At 61.7% G+C, this 16,039-nt stretch carries 16 protein-coding genes; 5 read left to right on the top strand and 11 right to left on the bottom strand.

Annotation, left to right across the window (positions count from 1 at the left end):
• Positions 1–158: 158 nt before the first annotated feature.
• Positions 159–1,103 (bottom strand): LysR family transcriptional regulator, encoded by a 945-nt coding sequence (locus AC0IWM_RS02270; protein ID WP_471752872.1) that lies wholly within the window; start codon positions 1,101–1,103, stop codon positions 159–161.
• Positions 1,104–1,209: 106 nt separating this feature from the next.
• Here AC0IWM_RS02270 and dctA point away from each other — a divergent pair, with 106 nt between their 5' ends.
• From dctA to AC0IWM_RS02255, 3 genes are all read left to right on the top strand, one after another.
• Positions 1,210–2,541: a C4-dicarboxylate transporter DctA gene (gene dctA / locus AC0IWM_RS02265; protein WP_471752871.1), complete on the top strand. Its 1,332-nt coding sequence runs from the start codon at positions 1,210–1,212 to the stop codon at positions 2,539–2,541.
• 59 nt (positions 2,542–2,600) lie between these two features.
• Positions 2,601–3,764: a mandelate racemase/muconate lactonizing enzyme family protein gene (locus tag AC0IWM_RS02260; protein WP_471752870.1), complete on the top strand. Its 1,164-nt coding sequence runs from the start codon at positions 2,601–2,603 to the stop codon at positions 3,762–3,764.
• A gap of 212 nt (positions 3,765–3,976) precedes the next feature.
• Positions 3,977–4,978 carry a helix-turn-helix domain-containing protein gene (locus AC0IWM_RS02255; RefSeq protein WP_471752869.1) on the top strand — a complete coding sequence of 334 codons (1,002 nt, stop codon included), beginning with the start codon at positions 3,977–3,979 and terminating at the stop codon, positions 4,976–4,978.
• Positions 4,979–5,038: 60 nt separating this feature from the next.
• Here AC0IWM_RS02255 and AC0IWM_RS02250 read toward each other — a convergent pair whose 3' ends face one another.
• The 8 genes from AC0IWM_RS02250 to AC0IWM_RS02215 form a co-directional block, all read right to left on the bottom strand.
• Positions 5,039–5,506 carry a Ros/MucR family transcriptional regulator gene (locus AC0IWM_RS02250; RefSeq protein WP_471752868.1) on the bottom strand — a complete coding sequence of 156 codons (468 nt, stop codon included), beginning with the start codon at positions 5,504–5,506 and terminating at the stop codon, positions 5,039–5,041.
• Between the two features lie 271 nt (positions 5,507–5,777).
• Entirely contained in the window at positions 5,778–6,047 is a 270-nt protein-coding gene (locus AC0IWM_RS02245) for a hypothetical protein (RefSeq protein ID WP_471752867.1), read from the bottom strand.
• Between the two features lie 188 nt (positions 6,048–6,235).
• Complete coding sequence (locus AC0IWM_RS02240; RefSeq protein ID WP_471752866.1) at positions 6,236–6,583, bottom strand: hypothetical protein; 348 nt, start codon at positions 6,581–6,583, stop codon at positions 6,236–6,238.
• A 966-nt stretch (positions 6,584–7,549) separates the two neighbouring features.
• Entirely contained in the window at positions 7,550–8,206 is a 657-nt protein-coding gene (locus AC0IWM_RS02235; protein ID WP_471752865.1) for an SOS response-associated peptidase, read from the bottom strand.
• 3 nt (positions 8,207–8,209) lie between these two features.
• Positions 8,210–8,359, bottom strand: coding sequence for a hypothetical protein (locus tag AC0IWM_RS02230; protein WP_471752864.1), 150 nt, complete (start codon positions 8,357–8,359; stop codon positions 8,210–8,212).
• Between the two features lie 118 nt (positions 8,360–8,477).
• Complete coding sequence (locus AC0IWM_RS02225; protein WP_471752863.1) at positions 8,478–8,687, bottom strand: hypothetical protein; 210 nt, start codon at positions 8,685–8,687, stop codon at positions 8,478–8,480.
• A 328-nt stretch (positions 8,688–9,015) separates the two neighbouring features.
• Positions 9,016–9,276, bottom strand: a complete 261-nt coding sequence (locus tag AC0IWM_RS02220; RefSeq protein ID WP_471752862.1) for a hypothetical protein — start codon at positions 9,274–9,276, stop codon at positions 9,016–9,018.
• A gap of 156 nt (positions 9,277–9,432) precedes the next feature.
• Positions 9,433–9,858: a hypothetical protein gene (locus AC0IWM_RS02215; RefSeq protein WP_471752861.1), complete on the bottom strand. Its 426-nt coding sequence runs from the start codon at positions 9,856–9,858 to the stop codon at positions 9,433–9,435.
• A 372-nt stretch (positions 9,859–10,230) separates the two neighbouring features.
• On the opposite strand from AC0IWM_RS02215, the gene AC0IWM_RS02210 reads away from it, so the two are divergent.
• Entirely contained in the window at positions 10,231–10,611 is a 381-nt protein-coding gene (locus AC0IWM_RS02210) for a response regulator (RefSeq protein ID WP_471752860.1), read from the top strand.
• A 204-nt stretch (positions 10,612–10,815) separates the two neighbouring features.
• Positions 10,816–12,660, top strand: a complete 1,845-nt coding sequence (locus AC0IWM_RS02205; RefSeq protein ID WP_471752859.1) for a sensor domain-containing diguanylate cyclase — start codon at positions 10,816–10,818, stop codon at positions 12,658–12,660.
• A gap of 431 nt (positions 12,661–13,091) precedes the next feature.
• Here the strand turns inward: AC0IWM_RS02205 and AC0IWM_RS02200 are convergent, their stop codons facing one another.
• Together AC0IWM_RS02200 and AC0IWM_RS02195 are read right to left on the bottom strand one after the other, a co-directional pair.
• Positions 13,092–13,814 carry a lytic transglycosylase domain-containing protein gene (locus tag AC0IWM_RS02200; protein WP_471752858.1) on the bottom strand — a complete coding sequence of 241 codons (723 nt, stop codon included), beginning with the start codon at positions 13,812–13,814 and terminating at the stop codon, positions 13,092–13,094.
• A gap of 381 nt (positions 13,815–14,195) precedes the next feature.
• A complete protein-coding gene (locus AC0IWM_RS02195; RefSeq protein WP_471752857.1) occupies positions 14,196–15,167 on the bottom strand; it encodes an alpha/beta fold hydrolase in 972 nt (323 codons plus the stop codon).
• Positions 15,168–16,039: the final 872 nt, after the last annotated feature.

The raw sequence follows: 16,039 nt of genomic DNA, 5'->3' as shown, positions 1-16,039 counted from the left end.
AGGCGGCTGGGTGGCGCGCCTCGAGGGGCTGAACGTCTAACTGAAGCTGCTGGCAGAGTGAAAGTCGGGTCCGTTTCTGGATCCGACAAATCAACATGCTTGCTGTGAACGGACGTCGATTGATGAGCTCAACCGGACGCTGCAGATGCCTGCAATGATTACGAATTGAGATGCTCGCAGAGATAGTGCCAGAGCTCGTCGGCTGTATGATTTCGACACTCTGGAGAGCGGAACAGTCTGATCTCGATTGGGACGTCGAATGGCTCCGGTCCCGCACGGACGAGGCGGCCGCGGGCCTGATCCTCCGCCGCTACCGTCTGGGGTAGCCAAGCGACGCCGTGCCCCTCGCGCGCCATAGTCGTCAACGTGGCGGCAAGATGGGAAGTGAAGCGGGTTGCGAAGTGGAGAGGTGCTCCGGCTTGGCAACTCGCGAGAATGCGACCGAGGCCGGAGGCCTGGCTGTAGGCGAGGTAAGGGATCGGATCAGTCGGTGATCCCGGCAAAGACCATAAGCTCTGGCCTTGCGCTGCGGGCGCACAGAGTGGCACGAGGCGATCGTCGCCGACGCGCACGCTCTCGAAACGTCCCGGCTCGAAGCGCGTCAGCGCGTCCGGGTGGAAGTGACAGAGCAGGAAGTGCACTTCACCCGACAGCATGATCTGCTCGCAGGCTTCCATGCTGTCCGAGATAAGGTTGAGGGCGCTAAGCGTCCGGGTGCGCATCACCCCGCGGACCCAACTCGGAAAGAACGTGAACGATAAGGCGTGGGTCGCCGCGATCGACAGCGTCGCCGTATCCGACGCGCCCACTGCTCGGGTTTCGCGCTGCGTCCGCTCCAGGCTGCGCAGCAACTCTTGGGCCGCCGGCCGGAAGTGAGCGCCGGCCGGCGTCAGCGCTGCGCCCTGCGCACCCCGGGCGAACAAGGGCGTCCCAACCCAGTCCTCCAGAGCCCGGATACGCCGGCTGAAGGCCGGTTGCGTCACGCTGCGGGCCTCGGCTGCCCGCGAGAACGTCTTCTGCTCCGCCAGCGCGAGGAAGTCCTTCAGCCAGTCCAGATCCATCCACGAGCCCGATGCCGTCCGCGCATAGCGCGCACCGAACATGGCATTGGCCCAGTGCGGGTGTCCAGGCGTAGGCAACGTATCAAGCCCCGCAAGAGGGATCACCAACGAAACTGCCCGATCAGTGGCAGACAGGAGGAAACAGGGCATGAAGTCATGGCTCGGCCGGCTCTATGTTCAGGTCTTCATCGCGATCATCTTGGGTGGTCTGGTCGGTGTCTTTCTACCCAACTTCGCCGTGATGCTGCAGCCTCTGGCAGACGGCTTCATCAAGCTGATCAAGATGCTACTCGCGCCGGTCATCTTCGGCACCATCGTCGTCGGCATCGCCAAGATGGGTAACATGAAGGAAGTCGGCCGCATCGGCGTGCGGGCGCTCATCTACTTCGAAGTCGTCTCCACGCTAGCCCTCGTCATCGGCCTCGTCATCGTCAACCTCATGCAGCCGGGCGTAGGCATGAACATCGACGCCAGCCATATCGACGGCAGTGCCATCGCGGCCTACGCGAAGCGGGCCGAGGCGCAGCCGGGTCTCGTCGGCTTCCTGATGGACATTATCCCCACCACGATCGTCGATGCCTTCGCCAAAGGCGCCATGCTGCAGATCATCCTGATCTCACTGCTGCTCGGCCTCGCCCTGGTTCAGGCGGGCGAGCGGGGCAGGCCCGTAGTCGCCGTCATCGACAGCTTGCTCGACGCGCTGTTCCGCGTCGTTGCCATGGTAATGCGGCTCGCTCCCATCGGAGCTGGGGCGGGCGTTGCCTTCACCATCGGCAAGTATGGCTTCGGCACTGTCTGGTCGCTCGCCTACCTCATGCTCGGTGTGTACGCCACGTCGATCCTGTTCGTCGTACTAGTGCTCGGCTCCGTCTGCGCCTGGACAGGGTTTTCGCTCGCCAAAGTGCTGAGCTACTTCAAGGACGAAATCCTTATCACCTTCGGGACCTGCTCCACGGAGGCCGTCATGCCGCGCATGATGGCCAAGCTGGAGCGCCTGGGCTGTGAGAAGTCGGTCGTCGGACTGGTGCTACCCACGGGCTACACCTTCAACGCAGACGGCACCTGCATCTATCTGACTATGGCGGCGATCTTCGTCGCCCAAGCCACCAACACGCCGCTCGGCCTGGGCGACCAACTCGTCGTCCTCGGCGTGCTGCTCCTGACCTCGAAGGGGTCGGCCGGTGTGGCCGGAGCCGGCTTCGTCACTCTCGCCGCCACTCTCTCGAGTATTCACACCGTCCCGGTCGCTGGCCTCGTACTCCTGCTCGGCGTCGACCGCTTCATGAACGAGGCACGGGCGGTCACGAACCTCATCGGCAACGCGGTCGCCACCATCGCGATCGCTAAGTGGGAGGGTGCCTTCGATCGCGACAAGGCCGATGCGGCCTACCGCGACCGGGTCGCTATTGCCGCGGCCGACGTCGTTCCCGACTCGAAAACGGGGCAACGGTCGCCGCACCCCGCGGCGCTCGCATCTTAGAGCCGCGCCCGCGCCCCCACGCCCACCCTCATTCACTCATCGGACATAGGAGAGCCATCATGCGCATCGTCGACGTCTGCGAGGTCACCAAGCCGATCGCCTCGCCCATCCGCAACGCCTACATCGACTTCTCGAAGATGACCGCCAGCCTCGTCGCCGTCGTCACCGACGTCGAGCGCAACGGCCGCCGGGTGGTGGGCTACGGCTTCAACTCGAACGGCCGCTACGGCCAGGGCGGCCTCATCCGCGAACGCTTCCGCAACCGCCTCATGGAGGCCGAGCCGAAGAGCGTCCTGAACGAGGCCGGCGACAACCTCGATCCGCACAAACTCTGGGCGGCGATGATGACCAACGAGAAGCCGGGCGGCCACGGCGAGCGCTCGGTGGCGGTGGGCACCCTCGACATGGCGATCTGGGACGCGACCGCTAAGATCGCCGGCAAGCCGCTGTTCCGGATGCTCGCCGAGCAGAAGGGCATCGACGCAGATCCGCGGGTCTTCGTCTACGCGGCCGGCGGCTACTATTATCCGGGCAAAGACGACACCCAACTTCGTGCCGAGATGCGCAGCTACCTCGACCGCGGCTACACCGTCGTGAAGATGAAGATCGGCGGCGTCCCGATCGCGGATGACCAGCGCCGCATCGAGGCCGTCCTCTCGGAGATCGGCTCGACGGCGCAACTCGCCGTCGACGTGAACGGGCGCTTCGACCTCGAGACCGCCATCGCTTACGCCAAGATGCTGCGCCAGTACCCGCTGTTCTGGTACGAAGAGATCGGAGATCCCCTCGACTACGCCCTACAAGCGGCGATGTCCGAGTTCTATCCAGGGCCGATGGCCACCGGCGAGAACTTGTTCTCGCACCAGGACGCCCGCAACCTCCTGCGCTACGGCGGCATGCGGCCGGATCGCGACTGGCTGCAGTTCGACTGCGCTCTGTCCTACGGCCTGGTCGAGTATCTACGAACCCTGGACGTGCTGGAGCAGTTCGGTTGGTCACCGAAGCGCTGCATTCCGCATGGCGGGCACCAGATGTCGCTGAACATTGCGGCGGGCCTCGGCCTCGGCGGAAACGAAAGCTACCCAGACCTATTCCAGCCCTACGGTGGCTTCCCTGATGGGGTGAGGGTTGAGGATGGGCACATCGTCATGCCCGAGCTTCCGGGCATAGGCTTCGAGGGGAAGTCGGACCTGATCAAGGTCATGCGCGAACTCGCGGAGTAAGCGCGTATCACCAGCGGTGTGGGGCTTGTTACGCCCTGCACGGCATCCCTCAGCCGCCTGCAAATAGTCCGCCCCCTTCATCGAAGCGCGGACGACTTTGGCACCGAAGAAAGTTGAGCATCAATCTGCGATGGTGAAGGCAAAGACGTGACCGGCGGGCTTCAATCACTTAGGGCTTGAACAACCAGCCGGTCCTTGATTTTGCAGGGCGCATGACCATCGTCCCCACCCTAAATTTCAACACCGATGGTCTTGATCCGGCCCACGCCTTTGCAGCTTGGCGGGATCTGATGGCGCCGATCATTCGGGTCGAGCAGAGTGAGGGGGCAGCGCCACCACGCGGCAATCTTTCCTGTACGATGCTCGGCGACATACTCGCCAGCCGGATGGTCTTCACACCCCAACGCATGATCCGTGACCGCCGTCACGCTGCGGTGACGCCGGATCACCTGACCTTCATGCTCTACGTCTCGGGAGGACTGACGGGCGAGGTTGCAGGCTGCGCGGTGATGCAGCAGCGGAACAGGGTCATGGCTGCCGACATGGGTCGAGAGCTCGATGCTCGGGGCGCACGCTCTAGCGCAATCGGGCTGACAGTACCTCGTCGGCTCCTGGCGGATTTCGATATCGAGCGGATCCCGATGTTCTTCGATCAGGAGCGAAACAGGCTACTGCTCGCGCGACTTCACGCGCTTTATCGGCATCTTCCCTCGACACGGCTGGACGAAGCGGACGAGGTCGGAGCAGAACTGACAGGGTTTGTGCGTCGCCTACTCGACAGATCCTCGGCATCGGACGTTCTCCAGGGTCACGAGCTCGACGCGGGCGTAGTGGGACCGGCCGAGCGCCTGATCGACCTGAACCTGCCCTCAGCCAAGCTTTCACCTGAGTGGCTTGCCGAACGTCTGGGAACGTCACGAACGTCCCTCTATCGCGCGTTCGAGCAGACTGGCGGGGTCATGCACCGGGTTTGGGAGAAGCGGCTGGAGGCGATCCGGACAGCGCTCGCGGATCCTCTTGAAACTCGTTCGATCACGCGCCTAGCGAGTGAACTCGGCTTCAAGTCCCTGACCCATCTGAGCCATGCGTTCCGAAACCGTTATGGTGTGGCGCCTCGCGAGTGGCGCCACACCCATGTCGATCGTTCGGTTCTGACGTTCGAACGATCTCCTATTCAAGCGCACAACTGGTACGAGAGGCTTGGTCAGCGCTGACGTCCCGGCAACCCGTATATGTCCTTGGATCGTGCAATGGATGTTACAGCTTCGGTGGGGTTAAGCTACCTTTTTGCGCCCCTTGCCCTTAGGCTGAACATCTTCAACGCGATCGGCGACGCGACCGAGGCCGATGGACTTTGCCAGAGCTGATCGACGGGCAGCATACTCTGGAGCAACCATCGGGTAGTCGTCCGGGAGGCCATAGCGTTGGCGGTACCTCTTCGGATCGAGCCCATGGCCACTCAGGTGACGCTTTAGGGTCTTGTAGGTCTTGCCGTCGAGTAAGCTGACAATACCGTCCGGCATCACGGATTTGCGGATCTGCGCCCAACTTGGCTTTTCGAACTCGAGTTCTGCCGCAGCTTTGACAGTACCGTTAGCAAGGCCGCTGAGAGCGCCGTAGACATTCCGGATCAGGTCCGGCAGGTCGGACGGACGAACAGGATTGTTCGAGACGTAGGCGGAGACGATGTCGCCGGCGAGGTCGACAAAATCGGCGGCCTGGTTGTCAGCGCTATCCGTCATGCTACCATCTGGTTGTAATAAGCTCAGATGAAAGCATGGCCTATCCAAGACTGATGTTCAAGAGGACCGTGGCATGCCTGCTGGGTCCATACACACCTTATGTCTTGTAGCCTCTTAGATATCTCTCAAAATGCGCAGCGGAATTAGGGACGCAATACATCTCTGATCGGATGTCGAGATATCGCCTCGAAGAGGCCACTGAGTGCCGATGCCCGAAACAAAAACGGCGGAGCTTTCGCTCCGCCGCCAGTCGTCTCAATGGTCTGAAGACTTAGCGGGCCGTGCCGCCGGAGGTACGGCCGAACTGCCAGACCGGAAAGCTGTTATGCTCGGCGTTACCCTGCTGGGCGGAGGTGTAGTCCCGACCGTAGCCGATGGAGCCGGTGGTGATGTCGTCGTAGCTACGGACTTCGCGGCTGCCGGGCGCCGCAGCAGCGGAGATACCAGCCGGGGCAGTGTAGCTTTGGGACAGAGCGGGCGAAGCTATCGCGCCAACGCTCAGGACAACAGCAGCAACAGCAGAAGCAATACGAGTGTTCATGGCACAATCCACTTGGGTTTGCGCGGTCTCCGTCGAAAGGCGGTGGGCCGTGACTTGTTCAGTGATCCCGATTTAGGCTCCTCTCAGCCGGAACGCCGTGCCGTTTGGCACGCTCCCTTCAAAGCGATATTTTGCGCCAAGGAGCACACGCCATGAGGCCTGCCGGGATCGTGCTGATCACCACCCTTCTACCAAGTAAGACCAAGCGCCCGTGTGCTGTCGTTGGGTTTCGACAGTCGCAACTTGTCGGTCAGCACGGCCAATGCCGCCAAGGCTACATTGCGCTCCGTAGTCGTCGACTTATGTCGGTCCAGCGCCTGAGCGAGAGCTTCGGATGCATTGCGCGCTTCGGCGACGTATCCAGAAAGATCCGAGGTAACGACGATCCTTCGGTTGATGCTCATGGTCGCGCTGATAACCGCATCGGAGACGACAGAGCCCATTCCCAGACCCGTGGTCTCAACCGCGTTAAGCCACGGTTTCACGATCGCATCAATCACGGACGGAAGCCCAGCCAGGTCCGGTACCTGCTGCATGTTGCCAGCCTTTGTTTTGGAGATCGTGACCGCGGAAGACCACACGCTTTACGGTAAATGTAGTTTCTGCTGTATCAGGATCTATGAAAAAATAGGGAAGATCATCCTTAATGTCATCGCCCTATTCGCCGCAGCAGCTTCGATAGCTGCCTTTATTGGAGCCGACTTCAAGCTGCTCCAGCCCTGGAGAGTGCACGCCTGCGACTTCCGTTTGGTCAGCGCAGCGACGTGTGACCTACCAATGGCTGCGCACACGACCCGCATTACGCCCACCCCTGCTGACGCGGATCAGGCTAGGCGCGCGGCTCGTCGTGAACGCATCGAAGCCTGCGAAAGAGAGAAGTCGGCGCTGCGGCGGAAGAGTGAACCGGAGCCAACCTCCAAATGCTGGGATGAGAGCAGGCGATGATCAGAAACTCCTACCAGCCAAATGAGCATGCACTGTGTTCGGACTGATAGCCTCCCTAAATACGGTCAGGCCATAGCCCAGGCGAGTACCAAAATGCCACTGAGAAACACTCCATAGGTGGCCACCACGGCGGTGACCTCGCGGTGCTGGCGTAAGACGAAGCGGGTGAGTGACATCGGACGGGACCAGGAGCAGGTGCGCTTCCTCGATCTGACCGATCAATTATGCCGACGCGAGGGCTCCAACTGCTCTCCTGCACCAGAAAGAACCACCGTAGCGCAACGGTCACATACGTAGTCGAACGCGCCGCTCTGGCCGGCCCAGAGGGGCGCTAACGCCTTAATCCTGGCCGTACTATCGCTCGCCGGGAGCGCTGATCGCGCCAGCCACTGCCGCTGTCAGCGCCGCGGTCATCATGCCGAGGAAGGTCACCGTGATCATGTCTCAGGCCCTTTCGAAGTGTGGCTCAGGAGCACCAGAGCCGCTGAATTACGTCATGCCTACCAATTCGTTTACGAGCCGTTAACCCTCAGGCAATCAGCGGCCTCGCAAGGGGGTCATTCCGCCGGATCTCTGCGCGATCCCGTTGCCACGATCCGCATCATCGCGTCCGGCAGAGGACGCTGAAGTTCCAGCGCAATCTCAGTCGGGGCCGCAAGCCAAGTGCTCCACTCCTCCGGGCTCGTCAGCAGCACCGGCATGGCCTTCGGATGGACCGGGCCAACGACACCGTTGGCCTCGCAGGTCAGGAACGAGAATAACCGGTGCTTCTCCTCGACGCGATCGGGGTTCTCGGCCTTCGTGCCGCGCACCCCCGTCCAGGGGCGCCAGATGCCCGCGAATGCGAACAGCGGCCGTTCCTCATCGAGCGCGAACCAGGTCGGCGTCTTCTTCGGCTTGGTGTCGGCGTACTCGCTGAACGAAGAGACCGGCACCAGGCAGCGGTACTCCGGCTTCAGCCAGGGCCGCCAGTGCGGGCTCTTCACGTTGCGCACGTTGGTGACCGGATGCTCGCCGAACGCCTTTGGCCCAGGGATGCCCCAACGGAACATCTCCAGGACATGTTCACCGTCCTCGGCCACACGCACGATGGGCGCGCGCTGGTCGGGAAAGATGCCCGGTAGCGGCGGCAGGTTGCCGGCGTGATCGACCGACACGCCGAAGGACGCACGGATCTCGGCCTGCGGCGTGACCAGGCTATAGAGGTTGCACATGGCTCAGGTCCTCGACGGCAGCCCCGTCGTCGGTGGGCCACCCGTGGTGTCGAGCTTGGCCCGGCATGTTATGCCGTAGACGTTGGGCGTCCGGCTTCCAACCTCGCGCTGGAAGCGGCAGGTTTGCGTCAGGGCCAGGTAGACGTCCAGCATCGAGGCATGCGCCCCGAAGCGTTGGCGCAGCCGCTCTAGGACATAGGATCCGCGCCGTCCGCAGGGACTGCACGCGACGACGATGCGTTCGGCGCGGACATCGCACAGGCGCTCCATGTCAGGTGCCCTGACCGAGACCGGCACCGCGGACATAGCCATAGGAGATCCGCCGTTCGGCCACCGCCAGCTTCGCCTCCAAGCTGATGATGTCCTCGATGGCCTGTAGCAGGGCACGACGTGCGTCGCCGCCAGCCGCTTCCTCGTAGGCCAAGGCGATCATTTCGGCCTCGCTCATAGCCGCCATCTCGGCGATTTGTGCTGCGGTCATGGCCCTACCCCTCTTAAGTACAAAGCAGGAACACGGAGGACCAAATTGGGTCAAACGCTTTGTGAATGACCTGTGCAGACCGGGGACAGGCGGCAGAAATCTCTTGCCAGAGGCAGCGTCACGCTGGGGCTCGAAAGCCTGTCAAGCGCCGCAAAAGACCCGCCACAGCCGGAGCTGGGCAGGTCATAGAGGCATATCCGTAGGGCCAGGCCCTTACAGGCTCAGGAAGGCGCTGGCCGAGCCGACGACCGTGAAGACGAGGCCACCCGTGAAGGCGGCAATCATCGCGTAGGAGAAGCCTCTCAGCAGCATGCAGGTGTCCCTCCGATCAGCAGCGGTTTCCGCCAGAGGTCTGGCCGTATTGCTGGGTGGGGAAGTTTTGCTGGTTGGCGTTGCCCTCTGCGGCCGAGCTCATCGGACAGCGGAGATAGGCCGGGGGACGGCGGACATCGTTGAGCGAGCCGGTGGTCTCGACATCGTAGGGCGCGAACGCCGTATAGCGGGAGGGGCTGTCATAGGCCATTGCGGACGAGATCGGAGCAACGCCAAGGACAAGCGCGGTGGCGAGGGCGGCGATACGGGTCTTCATTAAGGCTTACTAACTCCTTCACAGTACGAGCCAATTAACTGGCTCGTTTCTCTCTGTCTGAAACTAATATGGGGAGCCATTGTCATTCTGGACGTGCCAGGGGACACGTTGTGAGCCGGATTAAAGCCATACGCCGCAAATCTAGCTTCAATTATTCTAGTATGGACCTCGGAAGAGATCGCCTAAAGCCTTGCGTCTGAACAAGGTATACCAGCGTCGACGCTGATGTTCGGGCCGATCGTGGTTCATGTGGCAGCGCTGACAGAAGGCCGCGAGGTTCTTGGCCGCGTTGTTCGCCGTGTCGTGATCGCGATGTGCGGTGGCGAGGACCACACGCGTGGTCCGCACCTGACCGAGGATATCATCAGCCCCGATCGCCACGCAGATGAAGCATCCTGCCCCATCCCGCCAGGATCCCGCCTCTCCGTCCCACCAGCGGCCATCGCCGAGATGGTAGACCGTTTGCCCATGCGGCCGAGCGCAGACCTCGCACCTGCCACCTGCGCGCGCGAAGCGGATGACGGCCGAGAGTTGGGGCCAGTCGATGGGATAGAAGAAGCGGTGCTCGCGCCGGATGGGCATGGCTGCAAAAGGCCACGCTCGGCGCCCTGAACGCAAGCTCTGTCGGGAAGAAGGGGAGAGACGCTCTAATCAACTGGCGCGAGTGGGTCACGGGTGGCCAGGCGACCGTGAAAGGCGAGGTGCTGTGGTTGATGCAGCCGCCTATTTCCGTCGAGTAGTGGATCGTCCGCTACACCCCGGAAAGGGCCCGATGCACTGATCTCAGCACCGCTGCAGCAGGCACGGAAAATTAACATAGAGCATGTTTTGGATCGAAGCTATTATGAGGGCCGCTCGAGGTCTTGAACGTAGCGCACCATGAACCGGCTTGGCACTTTAGGACCTTCCTTCGCCCTCGTAGTCGACGGGAGTTCCCGTCTGAGGCTGGACGCTGTGACCATCCTTGAGGACGCTGGTTTCCGAGTTTTGGATGTCGCGACGAGCGAGCAGGCCATCCAACTTCTACGACAGCATGGTCGAGAGTTCGCACTGCTCTTTATGTCTGTAGGCTCCGACGAACGATATGATGGGTTCGCGTTGGCCCGCACGGTCGCCTCGGACTACCCGCACATCAGCATCGCCGTAGCCTCGGGCCACGATGAACCTGTTCCAGGAGACCTTCCGGCCACGGCCTGCTTCATCGCAAAGCCGTTCAGCACCAAAATCGTCCACGACCACCTTCGACGGATCATGCCGGACGACAAGAAGCCCCTCCCCCTCAAGGCACCGCGCCAACCTCAGAGAAACTTCCTATCTTCAAACGAGGCGCTCTAGGTAGGTGGCGCCCCGGGCAGTCCGCGCGATACGTCCATTTAGGTAGGGCAGTAGAGCTTTGGTTTTCTACAGTCCACGACCTAAATTTTTGCATTCCATCGACAAGACAGGGGCTCGCTGGTTAGCGAGCATTAACCGAGTGGACGATAGGGTCGCCTGAATAGCGTCTCGGCCATCCCGGTCCTCGCATCTGGCACACCCGTCATGTTCCCTATTGGGCCAAACGAGGCAGAACGGCTCAGCGCTCTACGCGCCCTGCGCATCGTCGGCACGGAAGCCGAGGAACAGTTCGACGCCGTCTGCCAAACAGCTTCAGTCCTGTTCGGCCTACCAATCGTCCTCGTTTCGCTGCTCGAGGAGGACCGTCAGTGGTTCAAAGCCCGCTGCGGCCTGGATGTCGACGGTACAGCCCGCGAGACTGCGTTTTGCACCTACACCATCCTGTCAGATGAGGTCCTCGTCGTCGAAGATGCCCTTAAGGATGAGCGCTTCGCCAGAAACCCACTGGTGACCGGTGCCCCGCACATCCGCTTCTATGCGGGGGCACCTCTCAGCTTGGATCCGGGCCTTCGCATCGGCACCTTATGCATCATCGACACGAAGCCGCGCAGCTTCTCACGCGACCAGCAGAAGCAGTTGCAGACCCTCGCAAAGATCATTGCCGCCCACTTGCGCCTGCACATGTCGCGGCAATTAAACGAGACCGAAGCGAAGGCACGCCAGCAGGCCGAGTTCGCCCTGCTGGAGAGTGAGCGCCGCTACCGCGCGCTCTCGGAAGCACTGCCACAGATGGTGTGGGTCATGCGGCCGGAGGACGGGCAAGCCACCTACACTAACCAGCCGTTCCGGACCTACTATGGCTCGGCCGGCGAGACACGTCAGGAGCGCTTGGACCACAATCACCCAGATGATGCGCCTCGGATGGAGCAGGCTTGGCAGGCTGCCTTGGCCAAGGGAACCATGTTCGAGGTCGAAGGCCGCCTGAGGCGTCACGATGGAGTTTATCGCTGGCACAAGCTCATGATGCTCCCTATCCACCAGCAGGGAGCGATCTCGGGCTGGATTGGAACCGCGCTCGATATTCACGACACCGTGGAAGCGCGTTGCAAGCTTGAAGAGACGGCTGACTTCCTGCGCTTGGCCCAGGAAGCCGCGGGCGCAGCCATCTGGGAGTGGGACCTCCAGACGGGCCTCGTCCGCTATCCGCTCCAGAGCGCGCGGATGCTGGGCCTGCCGGTGCCGGACGGCTGGAGCGAGCAGGTCACCCTCGATGTCAGCATCGAGGCATGGAAGGCGCTCGTCTATCCCGCGGGGGTTGAGGCTGTGAGCGTGGCGGTCGAACATGCCATTGCGACGCGCACGACTTACGCCTCGGAATTTCAGCTTCTCGCGGGCGGAGAGCATGGCTCGGAGCGCTGGCTTCAAGGCTTTGGACGTATTGTGTTCGACCCTGCGACGGGCGAGGCCGCACGCATCGTCGGCCTGAACCTCGACATTAGCGAGCGGAAGCGCGCCGAACAGCAACTGGCCCATCTGGCCCGGCACGATACGCTGACGAACCTGCCCAACCGCACTCTGCTTCAGGAGCGATTTGAGCAGAAGCTGGCGGAGGTCCGCCGTGAGAAAAAGAAACTGGCTTTGTTCTGCCTCGACCTTGATCGCTTCAAGCAAGTCAACGACACCCTTGGTCATCCCGCGGGCGACGCGTTGCTCATTGAGGTGGCCAAGCGCTTGCGATCGGTTCTTCGCACGGAGGATACACTCGCAAGGATGGGAGGGGACGAGTTCGTCATCCTGCAGACCGGCCTGCATGGGCTCGACGATGCGGCAACTCTAGCAAACCGGCTTATCGCGTCCGTTGGGCGTCCATTTTGGTTCGAAGAAAACGAGATCACGGTCGGGCTCAGCATCGGTATCGCACTGATCCCAGACCATGGTCTCGAACCCGACGTGGTGTTTAGGCACGCGGACGCTGCGCTGTACCGAGCCAAGGCTGCTGGCCGCAACACGTTCCGGGCACATGAGGCAGTGGACAGCAGGGCAGCGTGAACGTCCCCATGCGGAGGCACCGGCAGGGCACCTACGCGGCGATTGTCTGTCGGACTGTCGAGGCGTTCTGGCACTTCTGATAGTACCGGACAGCAGGTGCGATCACAAAAACCCGCTTCCCGAATGATCCTTGAAGGCGTTCGCCCGTCGGATGTACCCGACGACCGTCCTCGGATCGCGGCGCCCCGACTGATCCATGATGCGGGCTCGATCCACGCCCCGGCCAGCAGCTTCTGTGATGTACCTGGCCCGTAGCGAGTGAGCCCCGAAGGTCGAGGCGTCGAGCCCGGCGGCGTTTGCTTAGTTCTTAGCGATATCGCCAGCCGCTCGCGTCGTGAAGCGAGGTGCCTATGCGGGATGGAGTTCTCGAAGCCCCTCTCCTCCTGATCGGTTTTGGAGCGCCGTACAACGACGCGCAAGCTGAGGGGAGCCTATGTCGCTTTCGCGCCGCGTGTTCGCCAGCTTGCCTGGATCTGCGCTCTAAGCTTCGCAATTCGCGTCTCGTGTGCAGCCCAGTACGCCTTCTCGAACTCAGGCGTCCCTCGCTTCAACCCCTTTGGCAAGGGTGTTTTAGCTAAGGAGACCGAGGCTGATTGAGGCAGTGAGGGCGCCAGCGCCTGTCTCACTCTCATGGCTTCGGGGATCTTGAGGACCGCTTGCGCTCGTGCGCAGTAGGTTACGGACAAGGGCGACATCGTCTCCGACCCATGACCGGCCCGGTACTTCATTAAGGCGCGGCAGAGATCGCCATTCGAAAGACGCCAGGCCTCCGCCAGATAACGGACACCATAGCGGATGTTCACCTCGGGCTGTGCGAGTTCGGCCGTACTGCCTTTAAAGCCCAGCATAGCCGCCGTCGCCGGCCGGACCTGCATCAGTCCGATCTCCCCGACCCCTCCTATAACCGAAGGATTATATCCACTTTCGATCTGGGCGACGGCATCTGCAATTGCGATGGGCAATCCCGCTGATACCGCTTCACGTTGGATGATGGATAAGTAGGTGGCCCGTCCGCTCTTTTCCGTTGGAGGAGATTTGGCATTCTTCGGAAAAGAGGCCAGACCATACGTGTGAGCCAGGACGATGCTGGCCGGCTGCGCATCCGCTCCAGACGCCAAACAGGCAAGACCCAGCGTCATAAGTGAACGAAGCATCGGCTCTCCTCACACGAGTGAACCTCATACCACCGCGACGCTAACAAGAAGCTGTACTCCTCCAGAGGCCTCGGATCGTAAGGGAAACGACGGTGTTCCCGATACTGAACGTCATCGAGGGCACTGCGAGCCGGCTCCCAGTCCGCCTTAGAGGCAAAAGTGCGCTTCAGCCTCGCTGTCTGCAGGAGCGTTTCAGCCAGACTGCGGGAACTGGTAGACGTCATGGCTCGCCTCCGTGCTCGTCGGTCGAACCTGCCCGATCCCGCAAGGTGCTCGGCCATGATAGCGATTGAAAGAAATGGACGCTTAGTCAGGTCAAGCTACGTTGCCGGCTGGCCTGACTAATTGCTCCGTATCGCCGTAGATCCGTCCGGTACCCCTCTACACTTGGTTGTCGCGTCCCATCTCGAACGCATGGTCGATGGCCTGGACGACCTGCTCTGGCGCGAGATGATGGATCATGTGGCCCATGCCAGGCACGACGAGAAATTCGCTCTGAGGCAAGGCATGATGCAGTCGCGCCGACTGACGTCCGACATCTGCAATCTGGTCGTCGGCCCCAGCAACGATCACGATGGGCAACTTCAGTTCGTGGTAGTGCTCTTGCAGTTCGATCGTCACCGGTGTCATCAGGGCCGCATCCTCCGCCGAGGCGCGTAGCTGTAGGGGGCGCAGCATCATCTCTTTGGGGAATTCGCGATCAAACTGCTCCGTCACGGGAGCGGGCGCAAACATCCCCTTGATCATTCCCGGCATCAGAGCCCGACCAACGAGCGGCGACACCGTGTAGCGCAAGACGTCTCCGATGCCGGGGATCGCCGGTGGCGAAGCCAGGATCACGTCAGCGCGCAGAGTTGGGTAGTAATAGCCCGAAGCTAATACGAGGCTTTGTACGAGGCTTGGGGCTTGTAGTGCCAGGGAAACGGCGACGAGGCTTCCCCAGGAGTGCCCGAGGACCACGGCTTTCGAAACACCAAGGCGTTCCAAAGCCTTTTCGTACAAGGTCGCATGAGCCCGCGGGGTCCAGAGACCACGCGGGCGATCACTGTAGCCGTAGCCCGGTCGGTCGAAGATGATGACGCGGTAGCGCTTGGCAAGTTCGTCGACGATCCCGCTGACCAGGAAGTCCTGGATCATGGTACCGTTGCCATGGATCAGCACAAGCGGCTGCCCGTGACCCCGAACGATATAGTGAAGGCGGACACCGTCCACAGTCATGAAGTCGCCGATGGGCGGCGTATTCCGTTCGGCTTCGCGGGCCTTCGAGACCGCGTAGAGCGCGGATGCACCCAGAGCAGCAGCGGACCCAAGGAGAGCGGGAACCAGCCATGGCGTAGTGGAGCGGCGCGTCATGATGTGATCCTACGAAGTGAGAAAGGGCTCCCTGATCGAGGAGACGGTGCTTGTGCGATGGGTTTTGAGCATCCTCAGGGACGTGAGGTGGCTTCCAGAAGCTTGGGTGACATCGCAGCGAGGGCAAGGAGCGGTCCTGGCATGACGACCCCCGCCCGCCGCATGGTCTGAGCAACTGCTCGGCAGCCTTGGATGTCGTTCGTGCCCGCTGCGGTTTCGATCTGCTGCATGTTCTCGGCAGACGGTTTGGAAACCGCTGTCACAGCCTGTGCTGCAGCAGATGCATCCTTCGCAGGTCCCGATGCCGTAGCCGTGGAGCCTGACGGCGTGGCCTTGTTCTGCGCGTCGCCTTGCGGACCGGCCGCACCCGGTCCGGACGCCGTGATCTGCCCACTTTGACCCGAGGTGCTTTGCGGAGTGCCCGGCGCTGCGGGGTTCGCTGACGTATCGTCGCTTTTCTTGGCCGTTACGGCTGTTGCGAGTTGAGGCGGTGCCTCTGCGGCCTTCGTCGTAGCCTCGGGCTGATCCACGAAGGCAACGAGCTCATTGCAGAGGTTCGCTGGCCTTCCGCTCGCAGTGCTGCTGCCTGGAGGCGGAGGTGAAGCGCTCTGGGCGTGCGCAGCAACTGGTGCCAGAACAAGCGCGGCGATCGTTATCGCCTTCAAAACCTGCATATCGATGTCCTTGGATCAGCCGGGAACCGCGAAGACGCGTTCGCACGTGCTGAACACAGGAAACTGATCGCGGAGTGATTGGTTGCGACAAAACTCAGGCAAGGGACGTCAACAGCCCAAGACATCTGTCCTATTTTTATGCGGTCGAATATCCGGTCGTTTTGCTGACCGATATGGCTGCATTCAGCAAAATCTGAT

The organism is Methylobacterium sp. AC433 (assembly GCF_979253015.1).
This window is presented reverse-complemented; position numbering and strand designations above follow the sequence as displayed.

Excerpts from the sequence above, each read along its gene's own strand:
- AC0IWM_RS02270 (WP_471752872.1), bottom strand. The coding sequence starts at position 1,103 with ATGTTCGGTGCGCGCTATGCGCGGACGGCATCGGGCTCGTGGATGGAT.
- dctA (WP_471752871.1), top strand. The coding sequence starts at position 1,210 with ATGAAGTCATGGCTCGGCCGGCTCTATGTTCAGGTCTTCATCGCGATC.
- AC0IWM_RS02260 (WP_471752870.1), top strand. The coding sequence starts at position 2,601 with ATGCGCATCGTCGACGTCTGCGAGGTCACCAAGCCGATCGCCTCGCCC.
- AC0IWM_RS02255 (WP_471752869.1), top strand. The coding sequence starts at position 3,977 with ATGACCATCGTCCCCACCCTAAATTTCAACACCGATGGTCTTGATCCG.
- AC0IWM_RS02250 (WP_471752868.1), bottom strand. The coding sequence starts at position 5,506 with ATGACGGATAGCGCTGACAACCAGGCCGCCGATTTTGTCGACCTCGCC.
- AC0IWM_RS02245 (WP_471752867.1), bottom strand. The coding sequence starts at position 6,047 with ATGAACACTCGTATTGCTTCTGCTGTTGCTGCTGTTGTCCTGAGCGTT.
- AC0IWM_RS02240 (WP_471752866.1), bottom strand. The coding sequence starts at position 6,583 with ATGCAGCAGGTACCGGACCTGGCTGGGCTTCCGTCCGTGATTGATGCG.
- AC0IWM_RS02235 (WP_471752865.1), bottom strand. The coding sequence starts at position 8,206 with ATGTGCAACCTCTATAGCCTGGTCACGCCGCAGGCCGAGATCCGTGCG.
- AC0IWM_RS02230 (WP_471752864.1), bottom strand. The coding sequence starts at position 8,359 with ATGCTGGACGTCTACCTGGCCCTGACGCAAACCTGCCGCTTCCAGCGC.
- AC0IWM_RS02225 (WP_471752863.1), bottom strand. The coding sequence starts at position 8,687 with ATGACCGCAGCACAAATCGCCGAGATGGCGGCTATGAGCGAGGCCGAA.
- AC0IWM_RS02220 (WP_471752862.1), bottom strand. The coding sequence starts at position 9,276 with ATGAAGACCCGTATCGCCGCCCTCGCCACCGCGCTTGTCCTTGGCGTT.
- AC0IWM_RS02215 (WP_471752861.1), bottom strand. The coding sequence starts at position 9,858 with ATGCCCATCCGGCGCGAGCACCGCTTCTTCTATCCCATCGACTGGCCC.
- AC0IWM_RS02205 (WP_471752859.1), top strand. The coding sequence starts at position 10,816 with ATGTTCCCTATTGGGCCAAACGAGGCAGAACGGCTCAGCGCTCTACGC.
- AC0IWM_RS02200 (WP_471752858.1), bottom strand. The coding sequence starts at position 13,814 with ATGCTTCGTTCACTTATGACGCTGGGTCTTGCCTGTTTGGCGTCTGGA.
- AC0IWM_RS02195 (WP_471752857.1), bottom strand. The coding sequence starts at position 15,167 with ATGACGCGCCGCTCCACTACGCCATGGCTGGTTCCCGCTCTCCTTGGG.